At 45.5% G+C, this 20,192-nt stretch carries 19 protein-coding genes, 2 pseudogenes and 1 riboswitch; of the genes and pseudogenes, 10 read left to right on the top strand and 11 right to left on the bottom strand.

The window, feature by feature from the left end; genetic code table 11:
* Window positions 1-35: 35 nt before the first annotated feature.
* From AR383_RS21140 to moaA, 7 genes and pseudogenes are all read right to left on the bottom strand, one after another.
* Window positions 36-167, bottom strand: a complete 132-nt coding sequence (locus AR383_RS21140; protein ID WP_083481454.1) for a TIGR02808 family protein — start codon at window positions 165-167, stop codon at window positions 36-38.
* A 15-nt stretch (window positions 168-182) separates the two neighbouring features.
* Window positions 183-756 (bottom strand): annotated as a pseudogene (locus tag AR383_RS01450) (NapC/NirT family cytochrome c).
* A 25-nt stretch (window positions 757-781) separates the two neighbouring features.
* Window positions 782-1,237, bottom strand: coding sequence for a nitrate reductase cytochrome c-type subunit (locus AR383_RS01445; RefSeq protein ID WP_373869458.1), 456 nt, complete (start codon window positions 1,235-1,237; stop codon window positions 782-784).
* A 43-nt stretch (window positions 1,238-1,280) separates the two neighbouring features.
* The gene (napA, locus tag AR383_RS01440) at window positions 1,281-3,770 is read right to left on the bottom strand and encodes a nitrate reductase catalytic subunit NapA (RefSeq protein ID WP_055731522.1); all 2,490 of its coding nucleotides are present in this window, start codon (window positions 3,768-3,770) and stop codon (window positions 1,281-1,283) included.
* Window positions 3,767-4,027, bottom strand: a complete 261-nt coding sequence (locus tag AR383_RS01435; RefSeq protein ID WP_055731521.1) for a chaperone NapD — start codon at window positions 4,025-4,027, stop codon at window positions 3,767-3,769. The genes napA and AR383_RS01435 overlap by 4 nt, the downstream gene beginning before the upstream one ends.
* Window positions 4,024-4,512 (bottom strand): ferredoxin-type protein NapF, encoded by a 489-nt coding sequence (napF, locus tag AR383_RS01430; RefSeq protein ID WP_055731520.1) that lies wholly within the window; start codon window positions 4,510-4,512, stop codon window positions 4,024-4,026. Before napF ends, AR383_RS01435 begins: the two co-directional genes overlap by 4 nt.
* A gap of 148 nt (window positions 4,513-4,660) precedes the next feature.
* Complete coding sequence (gene moaA, locus AR383_RS01425; RefSeq protein ID WP_055731519.1) at window positions 4,661-5,635, bottom strand: GTP 3',8-cyclase MoaA; 975 nt, start codon at window positions 5,633-5,635, stop codon at window positions 4,661-4,663.
* A riboswitch (molybdenum cofactor riboswitch) is annotated at window positions 5,624-5,763 on the bottom strand. It overlaps the preceding gene by 12 nt.
* 98 nt (window positions 5,764-5,861) lie before the next feature.
* Here moaA and AR383_RS01420 point away from each other — a divergent pair.
* The 5 genes from AR383_RS01420 to AR383_RS01400 all read left to right on the top strand — a co-directional run bounded on the left by AR383_RS01420 (window position 5,862) and on the right by AR383_RS01400 (window position 9,138).
* The gene (locus tag AR383_RS01420; protein WP_055731518.1) at window positions 5,862-6,797 is read left to right on the top strand and encodes a type IV pili methyl-accepting chemotaxis transducer N-terminal domain-containing protein; all 936 of its coding nucleotides are present in this window, start codon (window positions 5,862-5,864) and stop codon (window positions 6,795-6,797) included.
* On the top strand, window positions 6,788-7,072 hold the full coding sequence (locus AR383_RS01415) for a histidine kinase (RefSeq protein WP_055731517.1): 285 nt from the start codon (window positions 6,788-6,790) through the stop codon (window positions 7,070-7,072). Before AR383_RS01420 ends, AR383_RS01415 begins: the two co-directional genes overlap by 10 nt.
* A 17-nt stretch (window positions 7,073-7,089) precedes the next feature.
* Window positions 7,090-7,548 carry an ATP-binding protein gene (locus AR383_RS01410; RefSeq protein WP_055731516.1) on the top strand — a complete coding sequence of 153 codons (459 nt, stop codon included), beginning with the start codon at window positions 7,090-7,092 and terminating at the stop codon, window positions 7,546-7,548.
* Window positions 7,549-7,561: 13 nt separating this feature from the next.
* Complete coding sequence (locus tag AR383_RS01405; protein ID WP_055731515.1) at window positions 7,562-8,197, top strand: response regulator; 636 nt, start codon at window positions 7,562-7,564, stop codon at window positions 8,195-8,197.
* A gap of 176 nt (window positions 8,198-8,373) precedes the next feature.
* On the top strand, window positions 8,374-9,138 hold the full coding sequence (locus tag AR383_RS01400; protein WP_373869457.1) for an EAL domain-containing protein: 765 nt from the start codon (window positions 8,374-8,376) through the stop codon (window positions 9,136-9,138).
* A gap of 60 nt (window positions 9,139-9,198) precedes the next feature.
* Here the strand turns inward: AR383_RS01400 and AR383_RS01395 are convergent.
* A pseudogene (locus AR383_RS01395) lies at window positions 9,199-11,339 on the bottom strand (YgiQ family radical SAM protein).
* Window positions 11,340-11,508: 169 nt separating this feature from the next.
* Between AR383_RS01395 and AR383_RS01390 the strand changes: the two are divergent.
* Window positions 11,509-12,108: a phospholipase D-like domain-containing protein gene (locus tag AR383_RS01390; protein ID WP_157051621.1), complete on the top strand. Its 600-nt coding sequence runs from the start codon at window positions 11,509-11,511 to the stop codon at window positions 12,106-12,108.
* Window positions 12,105-13,040: a phospholipase D-like domain-containing protein gene (locus tag AR383_RS01385; RefSeq protein WP_055731512.1), complete on the top strand. Its 936-nt coding sequence runs from the start codon at window positions 12,105-12,107 to the stop codon at window positions 13,038-13,040. Before AR383_RS01390 ends, AR383_RS01385 begins: the two co-directional genes overlap by 4 nt.
* A gap of 9 nt (window positions 13,041-13,049) precedes the next feature.
* On the opposite strand, the gene AR383_RS01380 is transcribed toward AR383_RS01385, so the two are convergent.
* Both AR383_RS01380 and AR383_RS01375 read right to left on the bottom strand, forming a co-directional pair.
* Window positions 13,050-13,532 (bottom strand): FKBP-type peptidyl-prolyl cis-trans isomerase, encoded by a 483-nt coding sequence (locus AR383_RS01380; RefSeq protein ID WP_055731511.1) that lies wholly within the window; start codon window positions 13,530-13,532, stop codon window positions 13,050-13,052.
* A 105-nt stretch (window positions 13,533-13,637) separates the two neighbouring features.
* Complete coding sequence (locus AR383_RS01375) at window positions 13,638-15,632, bottom strand: peptidase U32 family protein (protein WP_055731510.1); 1,995 nt, start codon at window positions 15,630-15,632, stop codon at window positions 13,638-13,640.
* Between the two features lie 236 nt (window positions 15,633-15,868).
* On the opposite strand from AR383_RS01375, the gene AR383_RS01370 reads away from it, so the two are divergent.
* Window positions 15,869-16,489 carry a LysE family translocator gene (locus AR383_RS01370; RefSeq protein WP_055731509.1) on the top strand — a complete coding sequence of 207 codons (621 nt, stop codon included), beginning with the start codon at window positions 15,869-15,871 and terminating at the stop codon, window positions 16,487-16,489.
* Between the two features lie 44 nt (window positions 16,490-16,533).
* Here AR383_RS01370 and AR383_RS01365 read toward each other — a convergent pair whose 3' ends face one another.
* A complete protein-coding gene (locus AR383_RS01365; protein ID WP_055731508.1) occupies window positions 16,534-17,613 on the bottom strand; it encodes a GGDEF domain-containing protein in 1,080 nt (359 codons plus the stop codon).
* Window positions 17,614-18,159: 546 nt separating this feature from the next.
* On the opposite strand from AR383_RS01365, the gene proV reads away from it, so the two are divergent.
* Both proV and AR383_RS01350 read left to right on the top strand, forming a co-directional pair.
* Window positions 18,160-19,353 carry a glycine betaine/L-proline ABC transporter ATP-binding protein ProV gene (proV, locus tag AR383_RS01355; protein WP_055731506.1) on the top strand — a complete coding sequence of 398 codons (1,194 nt, stop codon included), beginning with the start codon at window positions 18,160-18,162 and terminating at the stop codon, window positions 19,351-19,353.
* Window positions 19,350-20,192 (top strand): ABC transporter permease subunit, encoded by an 843-nt coding sequence (locus tag AR383_RS01350; protein ID WP_236758869.1) that lies wholly within the window; start codon window positions 19,350-19,352, stop codon window positions 20,190-20,192. Before proV ends, AR383_RS01350 begins: the two co-directional genes overlap by 4 nt.

Here is a 20,192-nt window from a genome sequence, read left to right as displayed (position 1 = left end):
TAAGCCCGTGAATTAAAAGACTTGTTACCAACAAGTTACTGGTCTTTATCCCATTTGGACAGGATCGCCAAAGAGACGATAGCCACCCCAATAAAGCCCATCACCAATATGGTTGGCATGGCCGCATAACCCAATACGTGCCAAATAATCGATTCTAAGGTACTCATGTATTTTCCTTGTCTTTATTGCCAGCCTTCAACACCACTCATATCCGGTAAACGGTGGGCAATGCCTTTGTGGCAGTCCACACAGGTTTTTTCACCACTGGCTAGAGCATCTTGGTGCTGGGCAACACTACGCGGGCGCTGCTCAGAAAAGTCCATATAATCAAATTCATGGCAGTTACGGCATTCTTGTGAGTCGTTCTTCTTCATACGGTGCCATTCTCGACTCGCCAAATGCTTGCGGCGTTCTTCAAATTTTTCTTGAGTGCTGATGGTGCCCATAGCAAAAGCCACTAGCTCTTTACTGGCCTGAACTTTACGAACAATTTTATCGGTCCAGTTATGTGGTACGTGGCAATCGGAGCAAATCGCCCTTACCCTGAACGGTTGGAATAGTGAATGGTTTCTTGTATTTCAGCCACAATTGGCGCATGGCAGCCAGAACAAAAGGCTTCGGTATTGGTGGCTTCCATACCGGTGTTGAAAGCCCCCAAAACAAAATACCGCCAATAAAGCCCAGCGCCAACACCAGCCCCACCGCGGCTTTACTCGGTGTGCGAAGCTTTCGCCAAAATGCTTTTAATAACTTCATAATCTAGCCTCGGTTAAACTCATGCTTAGCGTAAAGACTCAACACGTTGGTATTGGTTTTCTATTAGCGGTTGCGCATCATTTTGCGGTACATGGCATTGCAAACAGAAGTATCGACGGGGCGACACATCAGACAATACTTCGCCATCTCTTGCCTCATAGTGAGTCACGCTAATTTTGGTGGCACCGCTGTCTCGAGCATTTTTCCAGCTATGGCACGACAGGCATTTATTAGCATTTAAATTCACTTCGTAATGACGAATTTGATGTGGGATCAAAGGCGGTTGGAAAACGTAATCGTTTTCGTAAGGTTTGGCCTGTTCAACCACCTTTTTCATTTGTTGAGCGTCTTGCTGGCTATCTAGCTCAGTGCTACCGCGCAAGGACTGCAGGCCCCCATTAGTGACATAGTCGTTGGCAACAACTGCACCACAGAGCAGCAAACCGCCGATTAACCCTGATAGAATCACTCTCATTTTCATAATAATCTCTCCGCCACCTCGGCAAATAATTCTGAATAAAGCCTTAAACTTTAAGCAACTTCACGGCGCACTTTTTAAAATCAGTTTCTTTAGACAAAGGATCCGTTGCATCCAAGGTCAGCTTATTAGTGAGCTGTTTAGCATCAAACCAAGGCATAAATACCAAGCCTTTTGGTGGCCGATTACGCCCGCGAGTTTCCACCCGTGATTTCACTTCTCCGCGACGCGATTGAATCAGAACTTCGTCACCACGCTTAAGCCCGCGCTGTGCCGCATCTTCAGGGTGCACAAACAATACCGCGTCAGGGAAAGCTCGATACAGCTCAGGTACTCGCCGTGTCATAGAGCCTGAATGCCAGTGTTCTAAAACCCGACCCGTGCTGAGCCATAGATCATATTCTTGATCAGGGGACTCCGCTGCTGGTTCATAAGGTGTGGCGATAATAAAGGCTTTGCCATCTGGCTTACCGTAAAAGTGCACACCCTGCCCAGCTTTAACATAAGGATCGTGGCCCTCGCGAAAACGCCAGCGAGTCTCTTTGCCATCCACCACCGGCCAACGTAGGCCACGTACTTGGTGGTAGGTATCAAAGTCGGCCAAATCATGAGCATGACCACGACCAAAGCTGGCATATTCTTCAAATAAGCCTTTTTGTAAATAGAAGCCAAAATCATGTGATTCATCATTTAATGGCGAATCTATCTGCTCTAATGGGTATTTATCGACTACGCCGTTGCGGAACAGCACATCGTAAAGGGTTTTACCTTGGTACTCCGGCTTTTTAGCCAGCAACTCGGCAGGCCAAACCTCTTCAACTTTAAAGCGTTTAGAAAACTCAACCAGCTGCCAAAGATCTGACTTAGCCTCACCCGGTGCCGTCACTTGTTGATGCCAAAACTGAGTTCGGCGCTCGGCGTTACCGTAAGCACCCTCTTTTTCCACCCACATTGCGGTGGGTAAGATCAAGTCGGCCGCTTGAGCCGTCACTGTTGGATAAGGATCAGATACAACAATGAAGTTTTCGGGGTTACGGTAACCGGGTAAGCCTTCTTCGTTCATGTTGGGCGCGGCCTGCATATTGTTGTTACACATCACCCAATACGCATTTAATTTACCATCTTTCAACATGCGGTTTTGTAATACCGCGTGATAACCAGGCTTAGGCGGGATGGTGCCGTCAGGAAGCTGCCAAATGTCTTCAGCAATTTTACGGTGTTTAGGATTCGCCACCACCATATCAGCAGGCAAACGATGCGAGAAGGTACCTACTTCACGAGCCGTACCACACGCCGATGGCTGGCCGGTTAGTGAGAAGGGGCTGTTACCCGCCTCAGAAATTTTTCCGGTTAACAAATGAATGTTGTAACAAGAACAGTTTGCCCATACGCCGCGCGTATGTTGGTTAAAGCCCATGGTCCAGAAAGAGGTGACTTTAACCTTTGGATCGGCATAATCTTTAGCCAAGGCTTCTAGTTTTTCTGCCGGTACACCAGATAAAGCCGATACTGCTTCTAGGTTGTAATCTTTTAAAAACTCCCGATATTCATCGAAGCTCATATCCACCATCTTGCCAGAATCAGGATTAGCCGCAGCTTGCTGCAATGGGTGTTCTGGACGCAAGCCATAACCAATATCGGTGGTACCACGTTTGAAGTGGGTGTGTTTATCCACAAAGTCCCAATTCACTTTGTCATTTTCAATAATGTAATGGGCAATGTAATTGAGAATCGCCAAGTCTGTCTGGGGAGTAAATACAATGCCATTGTCAGCCAACTCGAAGCTACGATGTTCAAAGGTAGACAATACGTGCACTTTTACATGCGGCGCGGATAAACGGCGATCGGTTAAGCGAGACCAAAGAATCGGATGCATTTCGGCCATGTTAGAGCCCCACAACACAAAAGCGTCGGCAGCCTCTAAATCATCATAACAGCCCATTGGTTCATCGATACCAAAGGTACGCATGAAACCACCCACAGCAGAAGCCATACAATGGCGCGCGTTGGGGTCAATGTTGTTAGTTAAAAAGCCCGCTTTATGCAACTTGGCTGCGGCATAACCTTCCCACACCGTCCACTGACCAGAACCAAACATGCCCACCGAAGTCGGCCCTTTATCGGCGATGGCTTGTTTCCATTTTTCCGCCATCACATCGAAGGCCTGATCCCAAGACACCGGAGTAAACTCGCCTTGTTTATCAAACTTACCGTCTTTCATTCTCAGTAGGGGCGTGGTTAAGCGGTCTTTACCGTACATGATTTTGGAAAGGAAATAGCCTTTAATACAGTTTAAACCGCGGTTAACTGGCGACTCAGGATCCCCTTGGGTGGCCACCACCTTGCCGTTTTGCGAGCCTACCAATACACTACAACCTGTACCACAAAAGCGGCATGCGGCTTTTGCCCAAGTCATTTCGGTTTTCTCTGATGAAGTAATCAGATTGGTGGCACTGGCTGGTAATGTGATCCCCGCAACCGTGGCTGCGGCGCTTACCGCATTCGCTTTAACAAATTGTCGGCGAGTCCATTTCATGATACTTCCTCACTAGCTGATTCAAATTGGTGAAAAACTAAGTTACTGCTTAGCACAGCATCTAACTTAGCGATATCTTCTAAGGTACTAACGATGTTGTGGCGCTTGTCACTCTCAATAGAGACCACGATTTTGCCTTCAGGATTAAAGCCATGTACTTCCACACCGGAAAAATCGCTAATTTGCGTAATAAGCTGCTGAATTTTATCCGGCTTACAGAGCACCACCGCACTACTTATATGGTATTCATCACTCATAGTACTTCCTTAATCTCAATGGCTTGGCTTGGGCAAGCGCTAATACAAGCACCGCAGCTATTACATTTATCATCATCTACCCTTACCTCGGCTCTACCGCCAATTAACGGCCGAATGTTGATGGCAGCTTGTTCACAGTTGTCACTACAACTACGGCAATAAACGCCGTTTTGCGCCAGGCAAGCAGTCTCAAGCACCGCGATACTGTTATCCCAAGCGGCTTGATGCTGCTCGTGAAACAAACCTTCGGGGCACACCGCGGCACATTGATAACAAAAGCTGCACTCACCTTGGGTAAAATCCACAATAGGAAAGCCACCGCTGGCTTTTACAATTATCTTTTCTGGGCAGGCTTTTATGCATTCACCACACTGAGTACAAGCTTGCTCTATTGGCTGCTTCAACCACGGTAGGCGATGATGTTGTTTACTTCTTAAGCTAGGACTGTTACTAAACAGACGCCGTTTAGACAGATCTATAGACATGACTCCCCCACCTACGAGCTTAACCCTAGCTTTAATGGGGTAAAGCGTAGATTCTATTAACATTCAATAACATACCTCTAAAGAGGTGTTTGCTAAAATGATTGACTTAGATCAAGTATAGTGCGTGATATTTATCACGCACTAGAGCTTAGCCGCCGATGGAAGCGAGGTGGGGGGTAGCGCCGGTATTGCCTTGATGAAGGAAGTGGCTAACTTTTTTAGTTTGTAAGGCTGATTCGATACGTTGGCATAATGCTTCTTGCTGCTCTGCTTGCTGCAACAAATCACGAAGCTCAATGCCCTCTTCACCAAACAGACAAAGGTGTAGTTTACCCTGAGAAGAAACCCGTAGTCGGTTACAGGTGGAACAAAAATCTTTGGCATAAGGCATGATCAAACCCACCTTACCAGCGTAATCGGGATGATGAAAAACTTGTGCGGGTCCTGCATTGTGGGCGCGAATTTGTTGTTCCCAGCCCTCTCTTAACAGGTACTGCTTAAACCCAGCGCCGTCGATATGATGCTGGGTAAAATATTCTGGCCGCTCACCCATTTGCATTAATTCAATAAAACGCACTTCCACTGGGCGCTGTTTTATCCACTGCAAATATTTTTCAAAGGTCGCTTGCGCTTCGGCCTTTAACAACACGGCGTTTAGCTTAACGGCACTGAAACCTTGATTTAAGGCTTCATCAATACCGGCCATTACCTTAGTGAAGGTTTTGGTGCCGGTAATCAATTCAAACTGACGGGGGTCGAGGCTATCAACACTCACATTAATGTGGCTTAAGCCTGCTTGTTTCCAGCGCTTAGCTTGAGAAGCTAAACGAAAACCATTGGTGGTCATAGCTAGCTGTTTAATACCGGGTGTATTAGCACAAATCTGCATAACCTCGGTAAGATCCTTACGCAAGCTCGGCTCACCGCCAGTTAAGCGAATTTTGTTAGTACCCAGCTTAGCGAACCCACTAGCTAAGTGCTCGATTTCAGACAAGCTAAGATTTTGCTTAGGCGCATCGCAATGATAGCCGTCAGGCAGGCAGTAATTGCATTTGAAGTTACATTCGTCAGTCAGCGACAAACGCAAATAGAAAAATTTTCGGTTAAACGCATCCGATAACATAAATCAACCTTTCCAAATACGGGAGGCAAAACCATTTCTGCGATTTACCCTGCTTAGTCAGTGCTAAGGGTCTAAACGCCATATCATTAGGACTTAGGTCATTTTAGACTTCGGTGATACTGTCAATGCTATGCAAAAAAATAGTATTTGTTAAGTGCTTTGTAAAAGTTACACTAAATGACAGTAAGCAGATTAATCAAATTGTCGACTTAACAAGGATTTTGAGTTGAAGCTTTATTTCGGGAAACGTTCTATCGCCACCGCCGTTATTCGGCTACTTAGCTTAATGATGGTATTTTTTGCCTTGGTGGCCATGGGCTCGCTTACCACCTTAATCAATAGTTTAAATGATGCAGAGGCCATCAATATCGCGGGCTCTTTGCGCATGCAAAGCTACCGCATGGCCCATGCGCTGAATATTAACGACCAAGCACTAGAAGACAAGATTGCTCGTTTTGAGAGCTCTTTAAATAGTTCGGCTCTACAAAAGGTCGCTAAGCAAGATAATGAAATGAACCAGCGTTACTTAAAGGTTAAGCAACGCTGGCAGCAGCTTAAGCCCTATGTTGTGAATCACGACACGGTCTACTTCGACCATCATGTGGTGGGTTTTGTTGATCTGATTGATCAATTCGTTGCGGAAACCCAATATAATTCTGAGGGAAAAGTCTTTTCACTGACTTATCTTCAAATATTCGCCTTTGTTATTATCACTTTAATCGCCATTTACACCCTTTGGTACATTCAGCGGAATATTTCTAAGCCGATCTATCGGCTGGTGGAAGCGGTACGCCAAGTACAAAGTGGCGACTTCAAAATTTCTATTCCCACCCGTTATGCCAGCATAGAAATGGAAACCCTAGCACGGGGAATCATCTCGATGTCACAAGATTTAGACAGCAGTTATCAAACGCTGGAAAATCAAGTCAAAGAGAAAACTAAAGAGCTGCGTCGCGCCAACCAAGATCTCAACTTCCTTTATAATTTGGAGCAAATTCTTTTTAACAGCACCTTAAACCAGCAACATTTCAAGCAGTCTTTGCAGCTACTCTGCGAAACTCTTAGCATTCGGGGTGCTAAACTACAGCTAAATAAACTGGGTATGGAAGTAAACTACCAAGCCGGTGAAGTTGAGCTATCTCCCCCATTGCCTTGGAGTTAGACCGAGAGCGTTACGGTTACTTAATATTGCCTGAAGTGCCTGAAAGCAGAGCCGCTATTGTTAACAGCTACTGTCGAACCATTACTAAGGTATTACGCTTTGAGCAGGGTTTACTGCAAAAACAAAAACTATTATTGATGGAAGAGCGCGCCACCATTGCTCGCGAACTACACGATTCACTCGCCCAAACGCTGTCTTATTTAAAAATTCAAACCAGCTTATTGCAAAGGCAACTTAAACAATCCCCTGTGACTACCAGCAAAGCCTGGAAATAAGCGAAGAAATCCAATCGGTGCTGAGTGCCGCGTATGTACAACTGAGGGAGTTACTATCGACCTTCCGCTTAACCATAAAAAGCGCCCTATTGGTAGAATCACTGCAAGTATTAGTGGAAGAGTTAGCCAGCCAATATCCGCAACAGATTGAACTGACTACCGATATCGCCAACGACATGGTGGAAGCCAACAAGCAAATTCATATTATTCAGATCGTTAGAGAAGCGATCATCAATGCCTTAAAACACGCTGACTGTGATAAAATTTCAATAACTTGTGTCGGGGATGCGGAGCAAATTACCATCGAAGTTGCGGATAACGGTTTACACGGAAGCAAACTTAAACACCTCGACGAACACTACGGTTTACAAATTATGCAGGAACGCGCTGAACGTCTAAACGGTAAAATATGTTTTGAGCAGTCACTCAGCGGCGGCGTTTCAGTCAAACTAAGCGTTCCAAGAAAAACTCAGTAAGGAAAAGCTAGCGATGAACCAAGCTATCAAAATTGTAGTGGTGGATGACCACCCTTTAATGCGCAAGGGAATTGTGCAATTTCTAAATATAGAGCCGGGATTTGAAGTAGTCGCCGAGGCTGGCAGCGGTGCTCAAGCGGTAGAGATTTGTAGTGAACTCGAACCCGACATAGTGTTATTAGACCTAAACATGAAGGGTTTATCTGGTTTAGATACGCTTAAATTACTCAGAGAAAAAAACATCAGCTCCACCATTATTATTCTTACCGTATCGGATGCTAAACAAGACGTAATTAAGCTAATTAATGCCGGTGCCGACGGCTATTTGCTAAAAGATATGGAGCCAGAGCAATTACATGAGCAACTCAAATTGGCCGCAGCTGGCCAGCAAGTGCTCAGTGATGAACTATTGCCCTACCTAAATTGCCTTCACGAAAGTGACGAATTTGCCAACAAACTCGAGACCGTTACCAAGCGAGAATTACAAACCCTTAATGAAATTGCTAAAGGCGCAAGCAATCGTGAAGTGGCCGACAAACTGCGTATTACCGAGGGCACGGTTAAGGTTCACGTTAAAAGTTTGCTTCGTAAACTGAATGCAAAATCTCGAGTGGAGTTAACCGTTATGTACTTAGAACATATGGCATAAATAGCGCTCCTGTTAAGAGCTAAAGACCAGATCTGTTGCTATAACCCACCGCAGACCAATGATTTATTATTGGTCTGAGTTAACGCTTTATACTGATTGAAGTTGTTCAGCGATATGTCAGCAACTAGTCTAATGCTTAGAGATAAAATCCATCCACTGGGTCATTCATGAACTTGATGAAACAAGCAAACACTACTCAAGATAGCTCTTGTCAGCAATGCCGAGAATCACATCCACTAGACTTTGACTTCAGCATGGCCTTTCAACCGATTGTTCACTACCCCAGTAAACAAATTTTTGGTTATGAAGCCTTAGTGCGAGGATTAAACAATGAACCAGCCTACACCATTATTTCGCAGCTAAGTGAGCAGAACCGCTACCGTTTCGACCAGCTATGTCGAGTTAAAGCCATTGCGCTGGCCGCCGAGCTTAAACTACCGGGCATGCTCAGCATTAACTTTTTACCCAATGCCGTTTATCAGCCAGAGCGCTGTATTCGCACGACCCTTGAGGCCGCCCAAAAGTATCAGTTTCCGATCCAACAAATCATGTTTGAGTTTATCGAAACCGAACAAGTCACCGATACCCAGCACATTAAAAATATTGTTGCGCACTATCAGCAGCTAGGCTTTAAAACGGCCATCGACGATTTTGGTGCCGGCTATTCAAATCTGAATCTGTTGGCTGATTTTCAAACCGACATCGTTAAGTTAGACATGGCACTGATCCGTAACATTGATAGTGACGCTGCGCGGCAAACCATATTAAAACACAGCTTGGCGATGTTTAAGGAGCTGAAGGTAACGGTATTGGCTGAAGGCATAGAAAGCCGTGAAGAAATGCGTTTTTTAAACGCCTGTGGGGTCGAGCTCATGCAAGGTTATTACTTCGCTAAACCGGGCTTTCAAAGCTTACCTCAAGTGGACTTCTCTAAGCTTTAACTCACCCCAGCGCAAGATAAAATAAAGGCACTTATCGAAACAAGTGCCTTAATCATCAATTTATCGCTTTTGCTTAAACTGTTTATTGGTAAAGCGAGTCGCCGCCAGTTGGCTGTTCTTCGCTCCTTTAAAACCACGTTGAGCCGCCCCTCGTCCGCCGCGGCGATTATCTGGCGGCACCAAGTGATGCAGTCCGTTGCCGATTAATTTGCTTAAGCCCATATTATTTAGACCTTCACGAATAATCGGCCAGTTCTTCTCATCATGATAACGCAATAAGGCTTTGTGCAGACGGCGCTGACGCCCCTTCTTGGCTACCGATACCCGCTCGCTGGTATGGCTCACCTTATGCAAAGGGTTACGCTCGGTATGGTACATGGTAGTAGCATTAGCCAAAGGGGATGGATAGAAGTTTTGCACTTGATCCAACTTAAATTTATTCTTCTTCAGCCACAGCGCCAAGGTCACCATATCTTCATCTTTGGTGCCGGGGTGGGCAGAAATAAAGTAAGGGATTAAGTATTGTTTTTTGCCCGCTTCTTTAGAGTATTTATCAAACAATTCTTTAAATTTGTAATAGGTGCTCATACCCGGCTTCATCATCTTCGATAAAGGCCCTTCTTCGGTATGTTCTGGGGCAATTTTTAAATAGCCACCCACATGATGCAGCGCCAACTCTTTCACATAACGAGGGTCCTCAATTGCCAAGTCGTAACGCACTCCAGAAGCAATTAAGATTTTTTTAACACCTTCCACTTTACGCGCTTCACGGTACAGCTCAATGGTGGGCGTATGGTCAGTATCCATGTGATGACAGATAGTGGGGTAAACACAAGATAGACGACGGCAAGTTTCTTCGGCCTTAGGACTTTTACAATTAAGCCGATACATGTTGGCCGTTGGACCACCTAAATCGGATATCACTCCGGTAAAACCAGGGACTTGATCGCGAATTTGCTCAATTTCACCAATAATCGATTGTTGTGAGCGACTTTGAATAATTCGCCCCTCGTGCTCGGTAATCGAACAGAAGGTACAGCCGCCATAACAACCACGCATGATGTTAATCGAGAATTTAATCATCTCGTAAGCTGGGATTTTCGCCTTACCATAGCTAGGATGCGGGATCCGTTGATAAGGTAAACCAAATACCCCATCCATATCTTCGGTGCTTAAAGGTAAGGCTGGCGGGTTAAGCCAAACTATACGATCACCGTGGCGCTGAGCCAAGGCACGGGCACAACCGGGGTTAGTTTCTAGGTGAAAGATACGTGAAGCGTGGGCGTACAGCACCTGATTAACTTTAACCTGCTCATAAGCCGGCAAATTAATATACACATTCTCCCAAGGGCGCTTTTTGTCCATTTGCACCACTACAGGCTTGGCCTGAGCATCACTAGCGACAGACTCGGCCTCTGGCTGCTCTTGGCTGGCACAGTTTTCCTCGGTTTCTGCGTAAGGGCTGGGGATAGGGTCAATTTTGCCCGGTTTGTCCAAATGACTCGAGTCCAAACCACTCCAACCAGCTAAAGGCTGTTTGCGGATCAAGGCGGTACCGCGCACATCATCTAGCTCAGCAATATCCTCACCCTGACTGAGCCGATAAGCCACTTCCACTAGGGGCGCTCAGCATTGCCATAAATCAATAACTCAGCTTTTGCGTCAAACAGAACGGAGCGGCGCACTTTGTCAGACCAATAATCGTAGTGGGCAATTCGACGCAGGCTGGCCTCGATGCCACCTAGTACCACCGGCACATCTTTATAGGCTTCTTTACAACGCTGGGAATAAACAATCACTGCTCTATCGGGGCGTTTACCACCTTCATTGTTGGGCGTATAGGCATCATCGTGGCGCAGCTTTCTATCGGCGGTATAACGATTGATCATCGAATCCATGTTGCCAGCCGTCACCCCGAAAAATAAATTCGGTTTACCTAAGCGCATGAAATCGTCTTTATTGGTCCAATCTGGCTGGGCGATAATGCCTACGCGAAAACCTTTGGCCTCCAGCATACGACCAATCACCGCCATGCCAAAACTAGGATGATCGACATAAGCATCGCCAGTGACCAAAATAACATCACAGCTATCCCAGCCTAGTGCTTGCATCTCCTTACGTGACATTGGCAAGAAAGGCGCAGCAGCACGTTGTTTGTTAACGCAAGTTTCTGGCTTGAATAGAATGGGAGCGGTATGCATATAATTTGGTCTCAAGAAACGAAGCGCGACATTATATACGTAATCTTAGTGCTGAGGAACCGAATTAACAGCTATGTAACATAGCTGTAGAGCGTATAGCTAGCCAAGCCCATAAATTTAAACTAAAATTTTTATCTACATAAGCATTAGTTTGAAACGGATTTCCCCAGTGACGTTACGATTGTTCATCATTTTGCTGCTCAGCCTTGGGCTCATTTCTTGTGCCCAGCGACCTTCATCGGAAATGCTTGCCCAATATAAACGCCCTAGCACTTATCTAGCAGTCGATCCTTCCAGCAACAACTATCAAGACATTCAACGACTAAGAGACTTCCAACCCGAGCGCACCGGGGTATTAGTATTGAATGATGGTTTGGGCGCTTTTGCTGTGCGTATCGCCTTAATCGATAGAGCCAGCCAAAGTATCGACGCCCAGTATTACATGCTAAAAGGTGATTTAACTGGCGACATCTTTCTCGCCCGTTTATTAAAAGCATCCAAGCGTGGAGTTCGAGTTAGACTGTTAATCGATGACATTAATACCGCTAGCATGGACGATAAATTGACCGCCTTAGCCATGCAGCCCAATATTGAACTAAGAGTCTTTAACCCCTTCTACCAACGCGGATTCCGTGGCGGCAACATGCTAGGTGACTTCGGCCGACTTAATAAACGCATGCATAATAAGTCCCTAACCATCGACGGGTTAGCCACGGTTGTGGGGGGCGTAACATTGGTGATGAATATTTTGCCGCCACCGAAGAAGTGAACTTCAACGATTTTGACGCCTTAGCAATTGGGCCGGTAGTAGAGAAAGTCAGTCAAGCCTTCGACTTATATTGGAACAGTGAACAAAGCTATCCGATTGAAGCATTAAACAGTAAAGACGTAGACAGCCATGCTGAGTTTCTCAAATTGGAACAACAACTTTATCAGAACGACGTAAAATCTTTTATTCGCGCACACCAAAGCTATGCTCAGCTATTAGCCGATAAACGCATGGCAGACTTCTTATATTGGTGTGATGGTGACGTATTGGTCGATCACCCGGTAAAAGGGACTGACTACCCACAGGATGTATCCCATAATCTGGCTAAACTGTTAAGCCATGCAGAACAAAGCATTTTGCTTAGTTCCCCCTATTTTATACCAGGCGAAGCAGGTTCCGATGCTCTAGTGGCCCTTGCGGACAAAGGCATCGACATTAGTGTATTAACTAATTCCTTAGCCGCGACCGACGTAGCAGCAGTGCACGCGGGTTACAAAAAATATCGCAAGCGTTTGGTGGAAGGTAACGTATTTATATATGAGCTAAAACCTGACGCGAAACAAAAACAGCGTTTAGCTTTTTTTGGCAAAAGTGCCTCACGGGCCAGTCTACATAGCAAGGTGTTTGTTATTGATGAGGAAACCTTGTTTGTCGGTTCTTTTAACTGGGATCCTCGCTCTATCAGTTTAAATACTGAAATGGGCTTAGTACTTACCTGCCCCGATTTAGGTAAAGAGATTGCACATCGAGTGAAGAACAATCTGCCCTATAGAAGCTACCAGTTAAGCTTAGATAGCAAAGACGATTTAGTCTGGACAGAAGCTTTTCGTGATAAAGCTGCTCGCGTCTACGATAGCGAGCCACAAGCCAGTATCTGGAGAAAATTCCAATCCTGGATAATTGGCCTGCTACCGGTAGAGAGTCAGCTATAAAGCTAATTCTTAGTGATGATGACCACAGCCGCCTGGCGCATGAACATGACCATGAGCCAGTTCTTCTTCAGTGGCTTTACGTACCTCAGTCACTTCGATAGAAAAAGCTAAATCGATGCCCGCTAGAGGGTGGTTACCATCAACGATGACTTCGTCGTCTTCTACACCGATGATGATCACAGACTGTTCGCCTTCATCGGTAGTGGCACGAAATTGCATGCCCACTTCAACTTCAACATCACCGAACATAGCTTTTGGCACAGCCTGAACTAGATTATCGTTGCGTTCTCCGTAAGCTTCTTCAGCGGCGATTTCTGCATCAAATTTGTCGCCTACTTGTTTGCCAATAAGAGCTTGTTCTAAACCGGGTACTAATTGCCCCTGACCAACGATAATGGCGAGTGGCTCTTTGCCTTCCGAAGTATCAAGCTGTTCACCGTTTGCTGTTACGGTGTATTCAAAGATGGCTACGTCGTCTTTTGCGATAATCATTAAAGATTCCTTGGTTAAATGAATTTGCGGTAAACCGCCGAACCCCGATTCTAATAGCTCAGCTAATAAATTTCTATCAAGCTCGGCAAAAGAACTGGCTCTGGGCTACAAACCTTTTAAATATTGCTGGTTAATTGAAGGCGTTAACAAGGCCTGTAATCGGACTTCAGCATCGTCCTCTTGGCGGATTAAATCTTGAAAAAACGTCACTAGCTCCGCATTACTTACACCACTCCAAGTGGTATCAGTTGCGATGTTACGTAAATCCACAAGTACATCACTAAACTTATGCGCCATCTCAGTAATGGCTTGAGTATTCAATACATGTTGCTGACTAAATAAGTGATTATACTCACCCGCTTGTTTATCAATGATGTACTGAGCATCTTTTAAGTTGAGGATCCGCGTACTTTTACTGCAACGACTCAAGCACGACTTGTTAAGTCGCTGCTTTTTGCAACCGCTACTTTGCTGAAACAGACATTGGCGACTACTTAACAGTTGGTTGGGATGAAAAATACTGTAAAAACTGCGAAAGCCCTTAGGTATAACAAGACGCTGCAGTTGTTTAGCATTCAGCTCATTACTTAAAAACGCCCCCTGCCCCTGATAATGTTGTTTAATACAGGCTAGCGCCAAAGAGTTTGCGCTATTCATTTGCGGGCCTGCCACCCAGGCTAAGCCCATTTGCTTGGCCAACTCTGCCACACCTAAATTGTTAGTCACCAATAGCTTGGGCTTCACTTGCTCCAAGAACTGCGCGGCTGCCGCGTAATCTTTATCAATCAACACCGCCGGAAACCACGGATTCAAGTTAGGATATTGCTTAAATATGACAAGCTGTTCATCTAGCTTATTCGACAAGGCATTAGGCAAGGCCCAAAATACTTCTAGTTTGGCTTGCTGGCTTAAAGCGATATCGTGAGTTTGGTTAATCAGCACCGCCAAGTTGGGGCTAGTATTGGGGTCATCTTCCATTCGGTACTGCGGCAGTTGCACCTCTACCGCTTTAGTTTGGTTTGCCTGCAAGTCACTCGGCAGAGCGTTAGCCGAGGCCTGCATGGCGGCAATTTGCTTGCGCATCTGCTGCATCAGCTCACTGTTATGCTGATACAACTCCTGCTTTAGATTATTGATCTGCTCTGGCTGGGTGAGCTGGCGCTGCTCAACGAAATGGCTTAAAGCATTGTTTCTTGGGTTATCAATAAACATGGCTTTACCAATCTCGCCACTTAAATAATTGGCCGTAAAGTCTCGGTTAAACACTTTATATAGATTGCTTAAATCCTTAACTAATGGCTGCCCTTGCTGATAACGGTCTAGCTGCTCCCGCCATTGAGACACCACACTAAACACGTAATGTGAACTTTTGATCCGCCCTTCTATTTTTAATGAATAGACCCCAGCAGCAGCTAGCGCCTCAAGCTCGGCAAAGGCTGAGTTATCTTTGAGGTTCAAAGGAAAGGCACTACCCTGCTCGGTAGTTTGATATTGATCGCGACAAGGTTGGCTGCAACGGCCACGATTCCCCGAACAGCCGTTGCGAGTGGAACTAATATAACAAAGACCAGAAAACCCCACGCAGTAAGAGCCATGTACAAACACTTCAATTTTCATCTGCAGGGTCGCAGCATGACGAGTTAAGGCGGTGATTTCTTCTAGGTTGAGTTCTCTGGCCAAATTAACTCGATTCACCCCTAAGGACTTTAAGGCGTCAATCTGCCCCTCATTATGGGTATTTAGCTGGGTAGATGCGTGGACTTCCACATTCGGAAAATGTTGATGAAGCAAATACAACAAACCTAAATCTTGGGCTATCAGGCCGTCTACATTCAACTTAAGCAAACGATTGAGCAAACGCAGCAAAGCGGGCAACTCACTCTCTAGCAGCATCACATTTAAAGTGACAAATATTTTGCACCGCTGCTGATGAGCTAAGTGACACACCGCTTTAAGCTCGGCCAAAGAAATATTTTTAGCTCGGTTACGCGCATTAAATCGATCTAAACCAAGATAAATAGCATCACTACCTGCGGCAATCGCCGCGTGAATGGCTTCTAAATCGCCGCCGGGGGCCAATAATTCAAAACGAGAACTCATCAATCACACTTGCAAGAGACAAAACAGCGGCTGATTGTAATCATCAATATCAAACAATGCTGAACAATATCGCCTTTGATTAATCTCGGTCAAAAAACCGTTGGCCAAGCTCGCCCTTAGGTCAAGATGATACAACTGGCTAACATCCTTGTTTAAGCCTGCTTACATTTCATTAGACAAAGAAATTTAGAACAGTGTACAGTTTAGGCCTTACGAAAACGCTGTTGGTAATTTAAATGGATCTTTCTGTATTACTTATTTTCATCCCTACTTTTTTCTTTGTCTCAATTACCCCCGGAATGTGCATGACTCTGGCCATGACCTTAGGTATGACCATAGGCCTGCGCCGCACCTTTTGGATGATGATTGGTGAAATGCTGGGCGTGGGCATTGTGGCTGTGCTAGCAGTGATTGGGGTAGCGGCTATCATGCTGCAATATCCACATATTTTTAGTCTATTAAAGTGGCTAGGTGGAAGCTATTTGGCTTACCTTGGAATTCAAATGTGGCGCTCGCGTGGGAAAATGGCGATTCCGAGTGAGTTTTCTGAGCAAAAACAAGTTGGCCGACGCCAACTGGCCATACAGGGCTTTATCACCGCCATTGCCAACCCCAAAGGCTGGGCGTTTATGATTTCGCTGCTGCCCCCGTTTATTCAAGCACAGCATCCGCTTGCCCTACAGCTTAGCTTGCTAGTATCGATAATTTTGCTTTCTGAGTTTGTCTGTATGAGCCTATACGCCAGCGGCGGTAAAACCCTACGGGTCTTTCTCAATAAAAGCGGCAATGTTCGCTTGCTTAACCGAATTTCTGGCACCCTAATGATAGGCGTAGGTATTTGGCTGGTCAGTACTTAGCAGCAAATGATTAAATGGCTTACCGATACTTAGCTATCGGCAGCCTAATCTTCTGCATGAAAAATACTGCAGCCAGCCTGTTCCTTAGCTTGATACATGCGTTGGTCGGCGAGTTTGATTATTTGTTCATCACTGTAATAGCGGGTAGGGCCGGTTTGCACCACCCCCATGCTTAAAGAGAAATGTTGATAATGTTGCAGGAAGTTTTCGATCACTTTTTGGCACACTAAATAGGCATTGTGGGCATCACAGTCAGGCAGAATTAAACAAAACTCATCCCCTCCATAACGACAAGCAGCATCCACTTCTCGAATACTCGCTAACAGGATCTTAGCCACACACTTCAATACTTCATCACCCTTTAAATGACCTTCGCTATCGTTAATCTGCTTAAAGTTATCCAAGTCGATATAAACCAAGCACAGCTTGGATTCGCGCCTTTGCGCCACCGCCAATTCCCGATGCAATATATCGTGCACGGCTCTTAAATTATAAATTCCGGTGAGGCCATCTAAACGAGTTTGTTTTTCTAATTGGCGAGTTCGCTCGGCAACCTTCTGCTCTAAGCTCTTGGCATAGTCTTCCGTTTTACGTTTGGCCAACTCAATTTCACCCACCAAGCTGGCAATATAGGTATCGAATATCAAAGTCGTGTCGAAATAAAATAACTTATCTAAAGCCGATAAGGTCGCGGCAAGTTGTTGCTTATCTTTCAGGTGAACACTGAGTAACTCAAATAACAAATCTTTCAGCGTGCTTACTGCCGACAAGTATAACTTTGGCTCGACCCCAATGCGTTTATGCACCATGCCAATACGCAGCCGATTATTAACGTAGTCTGAATCACATACGCCTAAAAACAAATCGGTGATGTAACGCCGCTGAGCAATACGCAAACGACTTAAGGTTTCAGTATCACCAATTAACGAGGCTATTTCGTCCACTTCAGTTTGAATGTCATAAAAGCGATTAACAATGCCATCGACTTCTTCTTCAATTAAGCCTCGCTGCTTGGCAATTAAGTCTAGTGCCGATTCATCGAGGCCTAATAATCTCATTCTGTTTTGTATCTCTACATCACTAATATGCATCTGCTCAAGCAGCGAGGTATCGGTCAATTTCATACTGCATTCCCTATGGCGAGCCAAGAAAAACATCGACAAGTTAAACTGCCAATCAAAGTGTTCACCGCGCCCAATATCAATAATTCGCACTCAGTAAACAGCACCAATTTAAACTCCAACTCGCTTTTAAGCATAGTCAAAACCGCACACAACAATAAGCGTTTACATAATATCAACAACAGCATATTAACACTCTGCCAAGCTTAAGATGTGAATCAACTTAACTATTGATAAATTAGCCTTTTACTGGGTTTTGCTCAGTATTAAAAATTTAACAAACCTCACAAAGATTGTTATTAACAAGGCCTATGTTTAAGCCTTTCGCGTCTCAGTTTAGCGTCCAATAAATGCAATCTGCACTAAACTTTAGAGCTGATTACATTGGCCATTCCACGCCCATAAAAAACACTCAAATACAGCTACTTAATAGCATGGAACTGAACACTTGTTTAAGTATTAGGCTTGATAATGATCACAATATTATTTAGAGTACTTAATAATTTGATTAGGTAGTAAGTTGTTTTTCATAAAACAAGGATAAGTTCCATGTCAACGATACTGGAAGTGAAAAGCCTGTATAAAGTATTTGGCGAGACGCCACAAAAGGCTTTTCCTCTCATCGACAAGGGCCTAGATAAGGATCAAATTTTTGACCAAACTGGGTTAACTGTCGGTGTTAAAGATGTTTCATTAACCATTAACGAAGGCGAAATCTTCGTTATCATGGGCCTATCAGGCTCGGGTAAATCCACTCTTGTTCGTCTACTTAACCGTTTAATAGAACCCACCAGAGGCAGCGTATTATTAAACGGTAAAGACATTGCCAAAATTTCAGAGCCAGAATTGCGCGAAGTTCGCCGTAAAAACGTCTCCATGGTGTTTCAAAACTTCGCCTTAATGCCGCATATGTCGGTATTGGAAAATGCCGCTTTCGGCTTAGAACTGGCAGGTATAGACCCAGAGCAACGCAATACTGCAGCTAAAGCTGCGCTGGAGCGAGTCGGCCTAGAACCCTACTGCGACTCTTACCCCGACGAGTTATCGGGCGGTATGAAGCAACGGGTGGGTTTGGCTAGAGCACTGGCGAACGACCCCGACATTTTGCTCATGGACGAAGCCTTTTCGGCTCTCGACCCTCTCATTCGTACCGAGATGCAAGACGAATTGATTCGTCTACAAAACGATGACAAACGCACCATTGTGTTTATCTCCCACGATCTCGATGAAGCCATGCGTATTGGCGACCGTATTGCCATCATGCAAGACGGCGTAGTGGTTCAAGTGGGCACGCCCGACGAGATTTTACAAAAACCAGCCAATGACTACGTTCGCTCGTTCTTCCGCGGGGTCAACCCCGCCACTATTTTCAGTGCTAAAGATATTGCCGTGAAAAACCCTGCCGCCGTATTTAAAAAGCATGAACATGATGGCCCGGCCACGGCGATTCAATTGCTCATAGATAACGACCGTGAGTTTGGCATTGTGGTAGACAGAGCTAATAAATTTTCTGGCATCGTCTCACTAGAGTCTTTGAAACTCGCCAAAAAAGAAAACCGCTCACTCAGCAGTGCCATGTTGGAAGACACCATCACCATCGATCCAGAACTCGCGGTAAGCGAGCTGATTACCTCTGTGGCTCAAGTCCCCTATTCGGTGCCGGTAGTTGATGAGCAGGGCAAATATTTTGGTGTGATTACCAAGTCACGACTATTGAAAGTATTAGATAGAGAAGAAGCATGAGCAGCGAACAAAATTCAACAAGTGAAACTGCCGATCCTTGGTCGGCCACCAGCCAAGATGCGCCAGCCGATCCTTGGGCCACGCCCGATACCAGCAGCGCAGCTGGCGACCCGTGGTCTGGCGGAGCCAGCGATACCGCCACCGCAGGTAATGACTGGTTAACCAGCACCGATGTAAGCCAGCCCTTTGATTGGATGGACCCATTTAGAGAGGCGGTAGTGCCTTTTGACCAATGGGTAGAAACTGCATTGAATTGGTTAGTAGAGCACGGACGTCCGATTTTCCAAGCGATTCGAGTGCCCATTGATATTACCTTGCGCTCGTTTGAGACAGCTTTGGTATCCACCCCAGCACCAATCATGTTGCTGATATTGTTCCTTATTGCTTGGCAGCTAGCTGGCCGAAAAATGGGTATAGCGGCGTTTTGCTCGCTGGTTACCATTGGCTTAATTGGCGCTTGGTCAGAAGCCATGGTGACCTTGGCCTTGGTACTCACTTCGGTCTTTTTCTGTTTACTAATTGGCTTACCGATGGGGATATGGCTAGCCCGAAGCGCTAGCGCCGCCAGAATAGTCAGGCCCATATTAGATGCGATGCAAACCACTCCGGCCTTTGTTTACTTAGTACCAATTGTGATGCTGTTTGGTATTGGTAACGTGCCTGGCGTAGTGGTGACCATTATCTTCGCCTTACCGCCGATTGTTCGGCTGACAATTTTAGGCATTCAACAGGTACCAGAAGAGCTAATTGAAGCTGGCCACGCGTTTGGCGCCAGCTCCAAACAAATGCTTTATCGCATCCAACTACCGCTCGCTATGCCCACCATCATGGCGGGGTAA

It is taken from the genome of Agarivorans gilvus, from assembly GCF_001420915.1.
GTDB lineage: Bacteria > Pseudomonadota > Gammaproteobacteria > Enterobacterales > Celerinatantimonadaceae > Agarivorans > Agarivorans gilvus.
The sequence above is the reverse complement of the archived record's forward strand: the minus strand, read 5'-3'. Positions and strand labels throughout refer to the sequence as shown.

What these genes read in the sequence shown, in the direction of transcription:
- AR383_RS01365 (WP_055731508.1), bottom strand. Translation starts at nt 17,613, where the DNA reads ATGAAATTGACCGATACCTCGCTGCTTGAGCAGATGCATATTAGTGAT.
- AR383_RS01370 (WP_055731509.1), top strand. Translation starts at nt 15,869, where the DNA reads ATGGATCTTTCTGTATTACTTATTTTCATCCCTACTTTTTTCTTTGTC.
- proV (WP_055731506.1), top strand. Translation starts at nt 18,160, where the DNA reads ATGTCAACGATACTGGAAGTGAAAAGCCTGTATAAAGTATTTGGCGAG.
- AR383_RS01380 (WP_055731511.1), bottom strand. Translation starts at nt 13,532, where the DNA reads ATGATTATCGCAAAAGACGACGTAGCCATCTTTGAATACACCGTAACA.
- AR383_RS01400 (WP_373869457.1), top strand. Translation starts at nt 8,374, where the DNA reads ATGAAACAAGCAAACACTACTCAAGATAGCTCTTGTCAGCAATGCCGA.
- AR383_RS01405 (WP_055731515.1), top strand. Translation starts at nt 7,562, where the DNA reads ATGAACCAAGCTATCAAAATTGTAGTGGTGGATGACCACCCTTTAATG.
- AR383_RS01350 (WP_236758869.1), top strand. Translation starts at nt 19,350, where the DNA reads ATGAGCAGCGAACAAAATTCAACAAGTGAAACTGCCGATCCTTGGTCG.
- AR383_RS01375 (WP_055731510.1), bottom strand. Translation starts at nt 15,632, where the DNA reads ATGAGTTCTCGTTTTGAATTATTGGCCCCCGGCGGCGATTTAGAAGCC.
- AR383_RS21140 (WP_083481454.1), bottom strand. Translation starts at nt 167, where the DNA reads ATGAGTACCTTAGAATCGATTATTTGGCACGTATTGGGTTATGCGGCC.
- AR383_RS01445 (WP_373869458.1), bottom strand. Translation starts at nt 1,237, where the DNA reads ATGAAAATGAGAGTGATTCTATCAGGGTTAATCGGCGGTTTGCTGCTC.
- moaA (WP_055731519.1), bottom strand. Translation starts at nt 5,635, where the DNA reads ATGTTATCGGATGCGTTTAACCGAAAATTTTTCTATTTGCGTTTGTCG.
- AR383_RS01435 (WP_055731521.1), bottom strand. Translation starts at nt 4,027, where the DNA reads ATGAGTGATGAATACCATATAAGTAGTGCGGTGGTGCTCTGTAAGCCG.
- napF (WP_055731520.1), bottom strand. Translation starts at nt 4,512, where the DNA reads ATGTCTATAGATCTGTCTAAACGGCGTCTGTTTAGTAACAGTCCTAGC.
- napA (WP_055731522.1), bottom strand. Translation starts at nt 3,770, where the DNA reads ATGAAATGGACTCGCCGACAATTTGTTAAAGCGAATGCGGTAAGCGCC.